This window comes from Roseiconus lacunae, assembly GCF_008312935.1.
GTDB lineage: Bacteria > Planctomycetota > Planctomycetia > Pirellulales > Pirellulaceae > Stieleria > Stieleria lacunae.
In genome coordinates, this window is the sequence record NZ_VSZO01000043.1 from 1 (window position 1) to 14,580 (window position 14,580).

A 14,580-nucleotide genomic window follows, 5' to 3' on the forward strand; every position below is an offset into this window, starting at 1 on the left:
TCAAGCAACCAAGGCAAGCCTCAGTCGCTCAACAGCGATCTCGCTTTTGCTGAACTCAACAGAAGTTTCACCACCAAATTGTCAATGATCGGTTCCGCTCGATGTCGCGTCGCGTTTGGTTGTCGGCGACGTCTCTCGAACGATGAGCGGGATTGTTGCGGAGGATCGGCACTGAGTCAACGGGCGATGAGAAAAAAGGATGAATTATTTGTTCGCTTCGAGATAAAACGGCCCGCCGAACGCCGTTTGATCCGGCGATTTACGTGCTTTCGCCATCCGGGATTAATTTGCATCTGTTCAGGTCTTTAGGCCTGTTTCACGGGCGTTTTTGGGCATTGTTCCACAATTCTTCCCCCGCTGAATCATTCCAACGGGACGCCGAAACTGCCCGAGAAGACTTCCGACTCGTCCCGTCGCCGGTTGCAGACCCCCCGAAAGCAATTTTGGCTTTGAACACACTTCCCCCGTTAAGAACCAAAGTGTCCACCTCGTCTGGGGCCCTCAAATGGTGGTTTTTCATGGGAATTGTGTGCCACGGCACCCCGGAGGCTCGTCTCTCCGAATCCGTTTCTCGAGATCATGGTCTCGATTCGCTGCGAAGCGGAGCTTGTCGAATGGCTCCGGGGCTGTTGAATTGGTCAATTTGAACGACTCAACGATCGGCCAGCCGGCATAAGCCCACATTCGCGCGGAAGAACCGCACGCTATCGCGTTCACGGCTTATGGAATCAAAACGAAACGTCAGGATGACTGCGATCGAAGGGTCACGATCGAGAGCTCGGGACGGCAGTTGAGCCGCAGAAGATGCACACCGCCGAGTCCGCGCGAGACTTGAAGTGTGGTCGGGGCCTTGTAAAAGCTGCCCGAAGCAAAGCGGCTGCCGTGAAAACTAGGGCTCAAGATGGGCCCTGCTACCGGTAATCTGCCCTGTCCGCCGTGTGTGTGACCGGCCAGCATGAGCTGAAATCCGTGCCTCCGAGCCCACCAAATCTGGTCGGGGCTGTGGCTCAGTAGCAACCGGAATTCTGCGTCGCTCTCCGGTACGATCGGGCGTTCAAACCAAGGGGATTCGTTTCCGACGACGAGCGAATTGACGCCTGCTAACTCTCGCTCGGCCGCTTGAGACCCTAGGTCAATCCATCCCGCTCGGTCCATCGCTTGTCGGGTTTCCCAGGAATCGACAACTCGCGTGTCATGGTTCCCAAGAATGAAAAAGCATCCGTCTCGGGCTTGGGCCGGCGAAAAAATGTCAAACAGCCAGTCGATGCAAGGTTGTGAATCGATGATGTCGCCCGTCAGTGCGAATAGATCCGGGCGAAAACGCGTCGCCTGGGCGACGACATAGCGGGCATAGTCGGCATGAATCTCCCCGGTGAGGTGAATGTCGCTGAGATGGGCGATCCGGTAGCCGTCGAGTTTCTCGGGAAGCCCGGCGACTGGCAATTCGATTTCATCGATCGAGAGTTCGAGGAGTTGATTGAAAGGCAGACGCGATTCGAACTGAGCTTTGGGCGTCAGTAGCAGCGAACGATTGGTCGTTTTCGCGACATCGATCATTCGACTTTGGCGTTTGGCATCGGCCCACTCGAGCCCAAAAATCGGTCGCCACAACAGCCAGGGGATGCCAAAAACTCCCCAGGTCGCCAGGCAGACGCCGAAATAAGTCAGCGTCCAGGCCGAGAGTTGTCCCCAAGCTGGCTCGCCACGAATGATCGCATTCAGTGCTTCGTGCTGGGTCAGAAGAATCAACGTTGGCAGTGCAAAAGTATTGATGAAAAACGCTTTGACCCAACGTTTAATCGTCTTTCGTTGCCAGCCAAACGCGTTGACTCGGTTGTAAATGGCGACGTGCAATCCACCGTGGCCGATCAGAATCAACAGGAATAGCAGAACATTCCAAAATCCGTTCATCTGACCGCCGCGAGGTTTTTAACTCGCGACCTCTCCATGGCTGTCTAGCCCTTTGGGATACATGTAGGCCGCCAACTGAAGTGGCGTTTGTTGGCTGAGGTCATCAAGCCAATGCGAAGGAGTTTCGTGCGCTGGGGGCTCTGCTGGCAATCCCAATACCGCCGCCGCGGCCGTCGGCATTTGCAATGCTTGGCGGGAGAGAACCGAAGAGACCATGCTCATACCGGGATTATGACCGAGGACCAACACTCGGCTATGCCCTCCGTGTTCAGAGCTGATCGTCCAGAGAATCGATTCGGGAGCTGACAGGTAAAGGCTGTCGCAGTAGCGGATTTCTGGTTCGCCGGAAAACTGATCGAGCATCAATTGCAGCGTCTCCCGCGTGCGCTGGCTGGTCGAGCAGAGCACGATTTCTGGTTCGTATCCCTGGTCGGAAAGCCAACGCGCCATGCGTGGCGAATCTCGTCGGCCACGCGAATTGAGGGGGCGTTGGTGATCGGATAACCCCGGATCGCCATGCGAGCTTTTGGCGTGACGCATCAAAATTAATTGTTTGTTCAATCGACGGCCTCGCATGAAAACACAACGGATGAGACGGTGAACGGTTCGCAGGCGATGTGTAGCAGACTAGGCGTTTGTCCGCGATGGCTGATCGAATCGTGCCCGCTTGGGGGCGTCGTGACGCAACGCCGCGATCGCCTTGTCGGCGGCGCGGGTGCCACGGTCAAACGCTTCTTCCATCAAGGCGATTCCGCTGAGGTCGCTCGCACCGAAATGAATGCGTCCGAGCGATTCGGAGGCACGTTCGCGTTCGCCACCGAATAGAAATCCGGGCCGTGGTTGGATCATCGCATGTCCCCAACGCATGACATCGATACGATCGATCAGCGATTCGATGTCTGGGTGCGGGCGACTTAAATCGGAAACGATCACCGTTACCCAGTCCTCCCAGGTCAGACGCATCAGTTCGGATCGCGAGATTCGCGGGTCATCATCGGTGAGCGGTCGATACCAAGTCAGCACCGTCGGGCCGTGGTCGATTCCTTTTTGGTGAGTCGACGTGACGTAACCGAGCGACGGTCCGTCGGCGATGACATTGTCCCAGCACATCGCAACCTGTGACGGCCGAGGACGATCGTGAAGCATGACATTGGCGACGACCCATCCTCCATACCGAAACGACGCGACATCCCGTCCGGTCGACTCGAAGTCCGGAATTAACCGTGGGGCGATGAACTGGGGGGCGGCAAAAATCACTTGATCGGCGATCAGTTCATCAGTGATCGACTGCTCCGCATCAAACACGGTCACGCGAGCTTGCTGAACATCTTGCGTGATAGCGGTGACCACTTGACGCAAGCGAATGTGTGACCGCAGTTGTTCGCCCAAGAAACGCACAATGCGTCCGTTGCCTTCCGGCCAGGTCATCACTTCTTGTGTTTCTTTGGCCCCGTTTCTCAGACGCGATGCAAAGTAGAACACGCCTGCCCAGGCACTGGTTTGTTCCGCAGTCAGTCCGTAGTCATCGCGACAACCATAGTCGACCAGCCAACGTAGCAGCGGCGAGGTGTACCCTTGCGAGTTCATCCAAGCGGCCATCGAGTGCCGGTCAAGTTCTCGGACGGTGTCGTTGTCTGATCCGGCCGACATTGGTATCGCAAATAGCCGTCGACCCTGATCGTCGCGTGTGTGAGCCAATTGACGCATCGCATTACGAAACGCTTCGAGTTGTCGCCGATCTTCATCCGAGGGTGAATGCGACGGATAAAGGCCATACACCCAATCATCTGCGACAAAAACACGCTCCTGCGGGTCACGGCAAAGGACGGATTCGGCGGCAATCGGTTCTCCCTGGGCGTCTTCACCGATGATCACCCCCATCTCTTGGAACAGCTTGACCAAGCGGTCGTTGTCTTTCATCGGGACCGGAACGTAGTGGGCGCCCCACGGGAACCGGAAGTTACCGTGTTGTCCTGATCGAGCGGTGCCTCCGACCTGGGCGTCTAATTCCAAGACAACAACGTCGTCGATTCCATTTTGCTTCAGTTGCCACGCGGCGGACAGTCCGGCGATGCCACCGCCGACGATGACGACTTGATGACGTACCGGATCGCCGGATGGCTTAGGGGGACGCCACTGATCTCGCAAGCGGTGCATGACCGTGAAGTCCGGGTTCAATAACTCGCCAGAGATGTTGCTCGCTTGCCAATTACAACCGGCCAAGTTTGCCAGCGGGACACCGGCGACTAGCGCGAGCAGTTCACGTCGTCTGAGCGTCGGCTGGATGACGGAACGATGTTGGTGGGCCACGCGGGCGACTCTCTGTTTAGTTTGAGAAGCGATCCGGAAATTAGTTCACGGATCGATGCATTCTAGCGTGTGAGTTGTTGACGCTTCTTTCTGGCACGCTCGATTTGTAGAACGCGATTCGCTACGCCCGGTTCGATTCTCCATCCACGGCGGGCTGACATGTGGCGTCAGGCAAGTGCTCACTCGCTCGTTGGTCCTTCGCCGGCTTGGGGAACGCACTGAATCGCATCGGCAATGACGTATCCATCGGCGCCCTCGTTGCTAAGTGTCACGATCGCCTGTTGATCAAATTCGAAGCTTCCCAGGGTGACACGTCCTTTCGAGTTTCCGTCACGCTGGTTGACCAAGATTGTTTTCACTCGGTCATCACGATCGGAGGTGACGGTGACCTTCGTTTGTGTCGAACGATTCGAGTGCGGAGGCCAAAGCAGATTAATTTGATACCGACCAGCCGACGGCAACTTCGCCGTATAAGTGACGTTACATTCTCCGCGGTTGTCATTGTTGTCGTGAAAGTAATCGCTACCTACACGCGGTACCGATGAACTGCTGGCGATCCAGGGGCCCTCGCTTTTTGCTTGGGTGTTGTCAACCACAACTCCGTTAAGTTCTTTGGCGTCGATCCCTTGGGCTTTTGGTGGCCCGGTGTACTGCAGGACTTGGTTGTCGTTGCGAAGTTTTTCGGCAAGGGTTGCGTAGGCGACTTGTTGAACCGTTGTTTTCGATTCAATTGCTTGGGCGGCGGCGGTCGCGGCGGATTGGCCGAGGACCATGAAGACCGGTTCCATCCGGATCGACCCGAACGCGATGTGAGAAGCCGAAAGGCAGACCGGGACCAAGAGGTTCGAAACCTCATCGCGAGCCGGCACGATCGAACGATAGCTGATCCCGTATGGCGAGAAGCCTCCCACTTGCACGTCGCCTTCATTGCGGACATGACCGGCTTGATCGACGTAGCGTTGTTGGTTGTGTGAATCCATGGTGTAGGCGGCCAAGCCGATCGGATCGTCGACCGCTTCACCCTGGCAGTTCTTCTGTGTCATCACATAGTCGCTGACCATTCGACGTGCTTCGCGAATATAAAGTTGATCCTGCCAGCCATTACCGTCAACGAATTCGTCTTTACACATTCCCCAGCGAGAGACTTCGCGACGGACGTTTTCGGGGACTCGTGGGTGATTGGCCAGCGTCCACATCAGGCCCTGTTGATACAGGCGATGTTGTTCGGCAATCGATTCTCGGCGTTCATAGCTGGCTTCGGGATAGTCGTAGTTTTGGCCGATAAAGTCGGTTGAAAACCCGGTCCGATTGTTCGTGTCCGTCTTGCGGTTCGGCATGGAGGAATTGATCCAGGGCGGTGAATTTTCGCCTGCTTCGAAGTTGCGAAGCATCAATTCGTACCAGCGTTCGTCGTAGCCATCGGGTTTAGCGAACGGAATCCGATTGTCGGGATGATCGGTTAGGCACATTCGAAAACAGTAAGCCTGTACGCGATGATCGCCTTCCCCTTCCTCGCCCGGGCCGTTGGGGTCGATGTGTGGCAACAGGCCACTGGACGGATCGCCCGGTTCGACGTAGGGATCGATGCCGCGTTTTAATTGATGGGATCGAGCGTGTTTGGTTTGAACACCGTTCAGTGTTTCGCCGTATTCCGAATTCGCTTCACGCCCGACGGTGAAACTGACGCCGGCAGTCGCCATCAAGTCGCCTTCGTAAGTCGCGTCGATAAACATTTTGCCACGATACGTTGCCCCGGATTCCATCTTGATCGCCAGGATCCGAGCCGGTCGACTTCGTGTCATCATCACCGCGGAGCGATCGAGTCGCTGGCCGTAGATGACTTCGATATCATCGCGTTTGATCCACTGTTGGTAGACAGCTAATGCGGCGTTCGGTTCGAACGTCCACATCGCCGATTCGCCCGTCGAGGTGCGAGACTGGCCGCCGCTTCGATAGTCGTTCGGGCGTTGCCATTTCCAGGCTTTGGGATCTTGGTAGTGATGCGCGATCGCTTCGTAAAACTCGCGCGCGATACCGCCGATCGCAGACTTGTTTCCGATATCGGTTTGTCCCAGACCGCCGGTGGTCAGCCCACCAACGCGGTCAGTCGGTTCGATCACAACGACCGATAGGCCATTTCGTTTCGCGGCGACCGCCGCCGCGATCCCCGAGGAGGTCCCACCGTAGATGACCAAGTCGTACTGGCGATCCGCCTCAGGTGACTGGGCAAAAGCACAATGACGGTTCGATTCAAAGACGGTTGACGTGGCGATGACGGCAAACGTCAATACGATCCGAACAATCCGGTTCGTTCTTGGCGAGGGCATACGGGTATCCGGTTAATCAAGCGATAGGTGGGGAAGCGGCTCGACGCAATCGTCTTGCTCCGAGCCGCAGGCCGCACATTTTATACAAACTCGGATTGCCTCGTGTGTCCTCGACCATCGCATGGCGAAGCACCGTGGTGTGGAGAAAACGATCTGATATGGCGACCGTCGTTCCCGACGTGATTTTACCGTTCAATGTCGAAGCGGATGCCGCCGGCGATCGAAGCACAGACGTTGTAGATCACACCAAAGATGATGCCGCCGATAAAGCCACCGATTCCATAGCCGATCGGCATGAAGACGGCCATGATCAAGCCAGAGATGATCCCCATTGCGGCGTCACCACCGCCGACCGCTCCTGCCAACGCGAAAAAGGCGAATAGGACACCCGTGATCAAGCCGATGATTGCGTACATGACACCGGAGAGCATCGCCACCGACATCACGTCGACTCGTTTCAAGACGATCGAGCTTTCAGAAACCATCGGTGTCTCGGAGCTTGAAATCGGTGCCCCGAATGGATTGGCGGTAGACATGGTAACCTTGGCGTGAGAAAGGGATCGCGATGCCAAAGCTATTTCCTATAAACCGGCATCAGACATCACCGGCGGATCGCGAAGCCTGCACCGCATTAGCGCGTCCGACAAGCAGAGGATCGACCATCCCTATCCGCGACATTTCACGATTTTTGTAGGGAATCGTGCCAAGGACAAAACGTAGCGCGTTTAAACGCGCACGTTTCTTGCAATCGGACTTCACCACCGTCCACGGGGCGTCATATGTATCCGAATAAAAGAACATCGCCTCTTTGGCGCGGGTGTAGTCGTCCCATTTATCGAGTGACGCCATGTCGACCGGTGAGAGTTTCCATTGCTTGAGCGGATGCACTTCACGTTCTTTGAAGCGGCGACGCTGCTCTTTCTGGCTGACCGAAAACCAAAACTTAGTCAAGCGGATCCCACTGCGGACCAAGTTGCGTTCGAAGTCGGGGACTTGCCGCATGAACTCGTCGTATTCCTCGTCGCTGCAGAATCCCATGACACGTTCGACGCCGGCGCGGTTGTACCAACTTCGATCGAACAGCACGATTTCTCCGGCCGTCGGTAAGTGTTCGACGTATCGCTGAAAGTACCATTGTCCCTTTTCGGTCTCGCTGGGTTTTTCGAGCGCGACGACGCGCGCACCCCGAGGATTAAGGTGTTCCATGAAGCGTTTGATCGTGCCCCCTTTTCCGGCCGCGTCGCGGCCTTCGAAAAGGATGACGACCTTTTCACCGTTCTCCTTGACCCAGGCTTGAAGCTTCAAAAGTTCGACTTGAAGCTGGTACTTTTGTTTCTCGTACGCCTTGCGTGACATCAGGTTGCGGTAGGGATACGCCCCGTCGCGCCAACCATCGGAGAGTTGGTCATCGGGATTGACCCGGCGTTTTCCCGCAGGACCGGGGGTTCGTTTGAGCAACGCGTTGCGCAGCACCGCGGCGTCCTCCGGTGAAGAACCGTCGATGATCACTTCCAGTGTTCGGGCGAGCGTGTGAACGTCGTGTGGCGGCGTTTTTTCGATGATGTCGCGGACCGCCGAGATCTTGCTCTGCTGGGCAGCCTTGGTTGATTCGTTGACGACATGAGATTCGACGCCGCCTTCGGTCAACTGCGGTGCGACGTCGCCATCGTCCGCCTTGCGTCGACCGCGCGACACGCTTCGCTTTTTCTTGGTTCCTTTGCCAGGCTTTCCGTTCGCCGAGCCATTGCCTGCGCCCTTCGCGGCGCCGCGAGTGGAAGATTTTCCCTGGGATTCTGAAGCCATGATCACGAACGGGGTTGAAGAATCGGTCATCGGAAACGGGAGATCCGTCATGATCAATTCTAGCTGTTCGCTAAATGGCCGTCGGGAAAGCACGGCGTGGGGAAGTGAACCTGCCTTTGCCCGTCCACTGTGGGAACGGTCGTATCAGCTTTATCGACCGCGCCAGAATAGTTCACTCACCGATCAGTCACCATCTTGATCGATTCGTCTTCGAGCGTTCGCCAGGGTTAGTGAAACCTAGCCGTGGCGAACGCATTCGCTTTCAGCCACGTCTATTTCGCGTCAGCGGTGATGCCTTTCCAGTCGTCCGTGCGGAACGGCGTCATCGGCAATCCTTCGACGCTTTGCACGTTGCAAATCGGGTTGTCGGCCCACGCATAGCGAACGGCGACGGGGTTCGCGACTTGATCGCTAGAAACCACAATCGTGTCCTTGCCAGTGATCTTGGCATGTGCTTTAACAAACTGTTGGTCTTCACCTGCGATCGTGAATCCGATCGGTTCGTTCACATCAAATGTGTCTAAACCACCGCCGACGTGTTCGAATTTCAGCGTGACAAGATTGCCTTTGACAGACATCGATTCGTACGTCGGACTTTGGTAGGGGATGTCGTAGCCGTAGTTTTTGGCCAGTGCCCAGCGCGCCAGTCGCTTGCCGACGTCCTGTTTGTTTTTAGGGTGAATGTCAGAAGCTTCGCCGAGATCGATGATCACCGCTTCGCCGGTGTTTTCGAGTTTCGACATCGTCATCGTTTGGGCTTCACGCAATTCCGCCCATTGGCTGTCCGTCGGTTCGCTTCTTTCGGATTTGTAGTCAGCCAACTGAACCCAGTAGAACGAAAAGTCGTCTTGTTTCCATTCATCACGCCAGTGATCGATCATCAGCGGAAAGAGTTCACGGTATTGGTAAGCGCGGCTGGCGTTTGATTCGCCTTGGTACCAGATGACGCCTTCGATCGTATAGCCGATAATCGGGTTCAACACGCCGTTATAGAGATTGGCGGGCCGATGTTGTCCGGTCAGAACATTACGCGGACGGGCCGGTGCTTTCCCCTTTTTGTTCTCCCGCCATTTCGCGAGACGTTCTTCATGCTTTTTAAGTTCCGCTTCGTAATCAAACGTAGCTTCGGTTTTTTTCCAGCGTTCGAGTAGCTCGTCAAACTTGCCGCTCGATTTTAAGACGTCGCGTTTGACCCACGCTTCCGCGGCCGAACCGCCCCAGGCGTTGTCGATCAATCCGACCGGGACGTCGAGTGTTTGATGGATCTGACGGCCAAAGAAATAGCCAACCCCAGAGAATTCTCTGACGGATTCGGGCGTGCAGGCTTGCCACTGGCCGTCAAAGCTATCCTTGGGTTGTTGAACACCGACTTGCGGTACCGAAATCATGCGGATGTTGGGAAACTTTGCCGCAAGCGCTTCCAAATCGGCGTCATTGGATTGTTTCACCGCCCATTGCATGTTGGATTGGCCGCTGCACACCCAGACCTCACCGATTAGGACGTCTTTGAAGGTAACGTGATCGTCGCCGGCTTGGATCGACAATTCGAAGGGCCCACCGGCGGACATCTTTGGCAGCGCGGCATCGAATCGGCCATCGGCGTCTGCCTTCGCCGTCGCCGTTTGGTCGGCCAATTTGATTTCGACGCTGGCACCGGCGTCTGCCCAGCCCCAGATGTGGATCGGTTTATTTCGCTGCAAGACCATCGAATCGCCAAATACGGCGCTGGTTCGAATCTCTGCGGCCGCGTGGCTGGCAAACACAGCCAGCAGTAACAATGACAGGCCAAAAGTTCTCATGATGTGGGCTCCATGGCAGGGGGAGGAGGGAGGCGGAAGCGGCCTATGATAACTTCTCTACAGAGCCGATCGTGGCTGTCGCACATGTTTTTCAATTTCCCCCATCAGCCGCAACGCGCTAGCGTGCGGTTCTCCCCGCGGCTGATATTTTTCACGTTCATTGACAATTTCAACCATGTCTATTCGTCTGGCCGATCAACCCGAACCACTGGATGTCCTCGCCGTCGGGGCACATCCCGACGATGTGGAGGTCGCTTGCGGCGGCACACTGGCAAAACTTGCCGCGGACGGTTACCGCGTCGGGATCGTTGATCTGACCGATGGCGAACCGACTCCGTTTTCCAACGGTCCCAAGTCTAGGTTCATCGAGGCGGTGAATGCGGCCAAGACACTTGGCGTCTGTGAACGGATCCAGATGGACCTTCCGAATCGACGTTTGATCGATTCGTTTGAAGCTCGGATTGAACTCGCCAAGGTCTTTCGATGGACGCGGCCTCGTGTCGTGCTAGGGTTCGGTGACAAGACTCCGATGGCGTCACCGGATCACCACCAAGCGATGCTGTTAACCGATGCGGCGGTGTTTTACAGTCGGCTATCAAAGTGGGACGATTACTTCGGCGGGCTTCCGACCCATGTGATCGATCGGCAGTTGTATTTTCGTTTGGCCCTTGAACCGATGACGATCGCGGGCAACCCGTTCCATTTACTGGTCGATATCAGTGCGACGCTAGAACAGAAGCTTGCCGCGATGCGTTGCTACGGAAGTCAATTTGATCATAAACGCGGCATCGATGACCGCGTGCGCGCGGCCGCCGTGATGACCGGGTCGATCGCTGGCGTATCCGCGGCGGAATCGTTCGCGGCGGCGCGTCCCTTTGTGACCAACAACTTCTTCGCCGCCCTGGGGATGGACCTCTCACCGGGGCCTGCCGCCGAACCGTCCAACATTCGTGAGCTATCACTTCGGCATTGGTCGACTAAGAAACCGTGATCGCGAATCAACAAATCGCAACTTGAGTCGCTGCGCCTTACTGATCCCGATTCGCGGGGTGGCGACAATGGTTGGCGGACCAGTTGACACCGTCGCACGTGGATCGATTGATGCCATGGTCAGGGAGTGTACCGTTGTGGGGGCCGTTTTGAGCTCGAACAGTCCCAGGTTCGGATCGCTCACCAGGCAACGTCCATCGTCGTTGCGATCGATCGCCAAGGCTTGGCACAGCATCGCCGGTCCGCGTGTCAGTCGTCGAAGATCTTGTAGCCGACGTTTGCGTTGCATTGTTTCGATTCCCCACAGCGGTTCGATCGCACGGATCAACACCGCCGCGCCACGACCCTTCGCTTCGGTCACGGCGTTCAAGCAGTGCTTCGCATGAATCGGATACACATACAGGATGCCCGGGCGGTCGAACATCGATGCGTTGCTAGGCGTTTGACCGCGAGCCGAATGGCTAGCCGGATCGTCGGAATGTAAGTAGGCTTCGGTTTCGACGATGGACCCGCCGACCCAGTTGCCATCGAGGTAATGCGCGATCACTTTGCCGATTAAATCTCGAGCGACCTTGGTCGTTTCTCGTTGAAAGAACGATTCCGGTAGGCGTTCGGCGTATTTCGTCTGCTTCGTCAAATCACGTTGCCTTATTGAGACGAATGGCTCTCGTCATACATCGATGAATTTTTCCAAACCCAAACCCGATACCACACAAACCTACCGGGCCGGCTGGCTGTTGCCAATTTCAAGTCCGCCGATCAAAGACGCGCGGATCACCGTGGTCGGCGGGGTGGTTGCCAAAGTCGAGTCTTTTTCGGCAAACGCGGGGAACGCTTCGGTCATCGATTTGGGGAACGTGGCAATGATGCCCCGGTTCGTCAATGCCCACACTCATCTGGAGTTTTCGGATTGTTCCGAACCGATTGGTGCACCTGGAATAGCGCTCGCAGACTGGATCGGCGAAGTAATCCGTGCTCGCGGGGTCAGCAATGAAACTTCGCGGCAAGCGGCGATCGCAAAAGGAGTTCAGGAATCGGCCGATGCCGGTGTCGGGCTGATTGGCGATATCGCGACCACACCATCGGCTTACCCTGATAGCATCGATCCGTTGATTGTTTCCTTCGCCGAAGTTCTTGGGTTGTCTCTCGATCGGCATCGGGAGCGTTTGGCGGGTGCGGCGACCCATCATCAAGCGTTGCAGGCGTCTTCCAGTGTTTTTTCCGCAATCAGTCCCCATGCGCCGTATTCCACACCGCCGGACGTGATCGCAGAATGCTCGCGGCGGGCAAATCAACATGGCGTCCCGCTGGCGATTCACTTGGCCGAGTCGCCCGACGAACGCGAGCTGCTCGATCACGCGTCCGGTCCGTTTGCGGCATCGCTTCGGCGTGCCGGGGTCTGGCGGGAAGGGATTTTTCCATACACGGATGATTCGATTCCCTCCATTCTCGAAACGCTTGCGCCCGCGCCGGCGGTGCTTTTGATTCATGGAAACGACTTGAGCGAACGCGAAATCGAGATCATTTCACAACATCGTCAGATGAGCGTTGTGTATTGCCCACGGACGCATCATTTCTTTGGCCATGACCGGCATCCGGTCGCCGATTTGTTGCGATCGGGGGTTCGGGTGGCTTTGGGGACCGATTCGCGAGCGAGCAATCCCGACCTTAGCATCTGGGAAGAAGTGCGGTTTCTGCTCCAGAAACGTCAGGATATTGACCCCCAGCAAGTCTTGGCGATGGCCACCTTGATGGGGGCCGAAGCATTGATGTTTGGGTCGCCGCGGGCGGTTTCAAGCCGACTGCAAAAACGAGCGATCGGGCAGCTGGTTCCCGGCAAAACCCGTTTCGATTCACTTTTGATGGTTCCCACCGCCGGGAAGCAGTTGGATTCGGTATTTGCCGACTTCTCGGCGACGGAAACGTCCCAACTGAAGTTTTGCTCTGCAAACCGACCGAGCGATGGCCATAATACAGACAATTGACTGGCCTCGATGGTACGCTCCGTTGTGACCGTTTGGTGCAGCCAATATGGATTACTGAACGAACGGTTGATCCAGCCTTCGCGACACGCCCTCCGACCTTCCCAGTTTTGAAATGTACCTTCGCCTTGCGTCACGATTTCTTTTCGAGACCGACAAACGTTTGCTTGCCAAGGCGATTTGGACGTTGGGGGTCAAGGGCCTGCTGAGTGTCCACAAGCACAAGCGGCGGTTGAAACGCGGCGAGTTTTTCCCGCCGTTTCTTTACATGTCGGTCATCAATAGCTGCAACCTGCGCTGTCAGGGATGTTGGGTCGATGTCGCAGCCAAGCAGCATCGGATCGAGCTTGATGCGGCTAATAAGACGATTCGCCAAGCCAAAGAGATGGGGAACAGTTTCTTTGGAATTTTGGGCGGCGAACCGTTCATGCATAAAGACTTACTGAAAATCTTCGAGCAGAACCGCGACGTTTACTTTCAGGTATTCACCAACGGTCACTTCATCACCGACGAAGTCGCGGCCAAGTTGAAAGAGTACGGCAACGTGACTCCACTGATCAGTGTCGAAGGGACCGAGATCATCAGCGACGAGCGACGTGGTCGGGGGGGTGTTTACAACCAGACGATGAAGGGGCTCGAAACGGCATTACGGCACAATTTGTTGGTCGGCGTTTGTACCAGTGTTTGCAAGACGAATCTTGATGACTTGGTCAACGATGCTTGGGTCGAACGATTGATCGACATGGGGGTGATGTATTGCTGGTTCCACATTTATCGCCCGGTCGGCCCGGAACCAAACCCGCAGTTGGCACTCAGTAGCGAAGAGCAAAAGCGGGTTCGTCAATTTGTCGTCGACACGCGTGCGACGAAACCGATCATCGTGATCGATGCGTATCACGACGACGCCGGCAATGCGTTGTGTCCCGCCGCGACAGGGTTCACGCACCATATCGGTCCCAAGGGTGACATTGAACCGTGCCCCGTCATTCAAATGGCCGCCGAATCAATTCACGACGATCGCCCGTTGGCAGAGACGTTTAACAACTCGGCGTTTTTAACAGAGTTCCGTGAGTTGACCGCTCAGAACACGCGCGGTTGTGTGATCATGGAACGTCCCGATCTGTTAATCGAACTCGCAGAAAAACACGGTGCCCGCGATACAACGATTCGGAACGAGGTGATGCGAGAACTCGATCACGTGACGCCCCGGCGCAGCCAGTTTCAGCCCGGAGATGAGATTCCCGAGCGAAGCTTTGTTTATCGATGGGCGAAGAAATACGCCTTCAATGACTTCGGGACCTACAGCCGTCACTTTGATGTGGCTAAGTATCGCGATCCAGATGCCGAACGGACGCCGGCGGTAAATGATGACGTCCAAGTGGTGCAGTTACAGGCGACCAAGTCGTCGTGATGCCGATCGCTTTGCCGATGATCGGGACGCTTCATTAATCGCAGTTC

General features: G+C 56.1%; 11 protein-coding genes. 3 read left to right on the plus strand and 8 right to left on the minus strand.

Annotated features, from left to right (window positions below; genetic code table 11):
- Positions 1-741: 741 nt before the first annotated feature.
- The 7 genes from FYC48_RS22400 to FYC48_RS22430 all read right to left on the minus strand — a co-directional run bounded on the left by FYC48_RS22400 (position 742) and on the right by FYC48_RS22430 (position 10,150).
- Positions 742-1,911 carry a metallophosphoesterase gene (locus FYC48_RS22400; protein WP_149499029.1) on the minus strand — a complete coding sequence of 390 codons (1,170 nt, stop codon included), beginning with the start codon at positions 1,909-1,911 and terminating at the stop codon, positions 742-744.
- 18 nt (positions 1,912-1,929) lie between these two features.
- Complete coding sequence (locus FYC48_RS22405) at positions 1,930-2,451, minus strand: SixA phosphatase family protein (protein ID WP_160149714.1); 522 nt, start codon at positions 2,449-2,451, stop codon at positions 1,930-1,932.
- Positions 2,452-2,538: 87 nt separating this feature from the next.
- Positions 2,539-4,221 (minus strand): flavin monoamine oxidase family protein, encoded by a 1,683-nt coding sequence (locus tag FYC48_RS22410; protein WP_149499031.1) that lies wholly within the window; start codon positions 4,219-4,221, stop codon positions 2,539-2,541.
- Positions 4,222-4,400: 179 nt separating this feature from the next.
- Entirely contained in the window at positions 4,401-6,548 is a 2,148-nt protein-coding gene (locus FYC48_RS22415; protein ID WP_149499032.1) for an FAD-dependent oxidoreductase, read from the minus strand.
- A gap of 185 nt (positions 6,549-6,733) precedes the next feature.
- Positions 6,734-7,084, minus strand: a complete 351-nt coding sequence (locus FYC48_RS22420; protein WP_149499033.1) for a hypothetical protein — start codon at positions 7,082-7,084, stop codon at positions 6,734-6,736.
- Positions 7,085-7,142: 58 nt separating this feature from the next.
- A complete protein-coding gene (ppk2, locus tag FYC48_RS28485; RefSeq protein ID WP_235034374.1) occupies positions 7,143-8,381 on the minus strand; it encodes a polyphosphate kinase 2 in 1,239 nt (412 codons plus the stop codon).
- 242 nt (positions 8,382-8,623) lie between these two features.
- Positions 8,624-10,150 (minus strand): sialate O-acetylesterase, encoded by a 1,527-nt coding sequence (locus FYC48_RS22430; RefSeq protein ID WP_149499034.1) that lies wholly within the window; start codon positions 10,148-10,150, stop codon positions 8,624-8,626.
- A gap of 175 nt (positions 10,151-10,325) precedes the next feature.
- Between FYC48_RS22430 and FYC48_RS22435 the strand changes: the two genes are divergently transcribed.
- The gene (locus FYC48_RS22435; RefSeq protein ID WP_149499035.1) at positions 10,326-11,141 is read left to right on the plus strand and encodes a PIG-L family deacetylase; all 816 of its coding nucleotides are present in this window, start codon (positions 10,326-10,328) and stop codon (positions 11,139-11,141) included.
- On the opposite strand, the gene FYC48_RS22440 is transcribed toward FYC48_RS22435, so the two are convergent.
- Positions 11,109-11,777, minus strand: coding sequence for a DNA-3-methyladenine glycosylase (locus FYC48_RS22440; protein WP_149499036.1), 669 nt, complete (start codon positions 11,775-11,777; stop codon positions 11,109-11,111). The genes FYC48_RS22435 and FYC48_RS22440 overlap by 33 nt on opposite strands.
- A 43-nt stretch (positions 11,778-11,820) precedes the next feature.
- Between FYC48_RS22440 and FYC48_RS22445 the strand changes: the two genes are divergently transcribed.
- The gene (locus FYC48_RS22445; protein WP_149499037.1) at positions 11,821-13,125 is read left to right on the plus strand and encodes an amidohydrolase family protein; all 1,305 of its coding nucleotides are present in this window, start codon (positions 11,821-11,823) and stop codon (positions 13,123-13,125) included.
- A gap of 112 nt (positions 13,126-13,237) precedes the next feature.
- Positions 13,238-14,533, plus strand: coding sequence for a radical SAM protein (locus FYC48_RS22450; RefSeq protein WP_149499038.1), 1,296 nt, complete (start codon positions 13,238-13,240; stop codon positions 14,531-14,533).
- Positions 14,534-14,580: the final 47 nt, after the last annotated feature.

Bases quoted from the DNA above. Each gene is read 5' to 3' on its own strand.
- FYC48_RS22400 (WP_149499029.1), bottom strand. From the start codon at position 1,911: ATGAACGGATTTTGGAATGTTCTGCTATTCCTGTTGATTCTGATCGGC.
- FYC48_RS22405 (WP_160149714.1), bottom strand. From the start codon at position 2,451: ATGCGTCACGCCAAAAGCTCGCATGGCGATCCGGGGTTATCCGATCAC.
- FYC48_RS22415 (WP_149499032.1), bottom strand. From the start codon at position 6,548: ATGCCCTCGCCAAGAACGAACCGGATTGTTCGGATCGTATTGACGTTT.
- FYC48_RS22420 (WP_149499033.1), bottom strand. From the start codon at position 7,084: ATGTCTACCGCCAATCCATTCGGGGCACCGATTTCAAGCTCCGAGACA.
- ppk2 (WP_235034374.1), bottom strand. From the start codon at position 8,381: ATGACCGATTCTTCAACCCCGTTCGTGATCATGGCTTCAGAATCCCAG.
- FYC48_RS22430 (WP_149499034.1), bottom strand. From the start codon at position 10,150: ATGAGAACTTTTGGCCTGTCATTGTTACTGCTGGCTGTGTTTGCCAGC.
- FYC48_RS22435 (WP_149499035.1), top strand. From the start codon at position 10,326: ATGTCTATTCGTCTGGCCGATCAACCCGAACCACTGGATGTCCTCGCC.
- FYC48_RS22445 (WP_149499037.1), top strand. From the start codon at position 11,821: ATGAATTTTTCCAAACCCAAACCCGATACCACACAAACCTACCGGGCC.
- FYC48_RS22450 (WP_149499038.1), top strand. From the start codon at position 13,238: ATGTACCTTCGCCTTGCGTCACGATTTCTTTTCGAGACCGACAAACGT.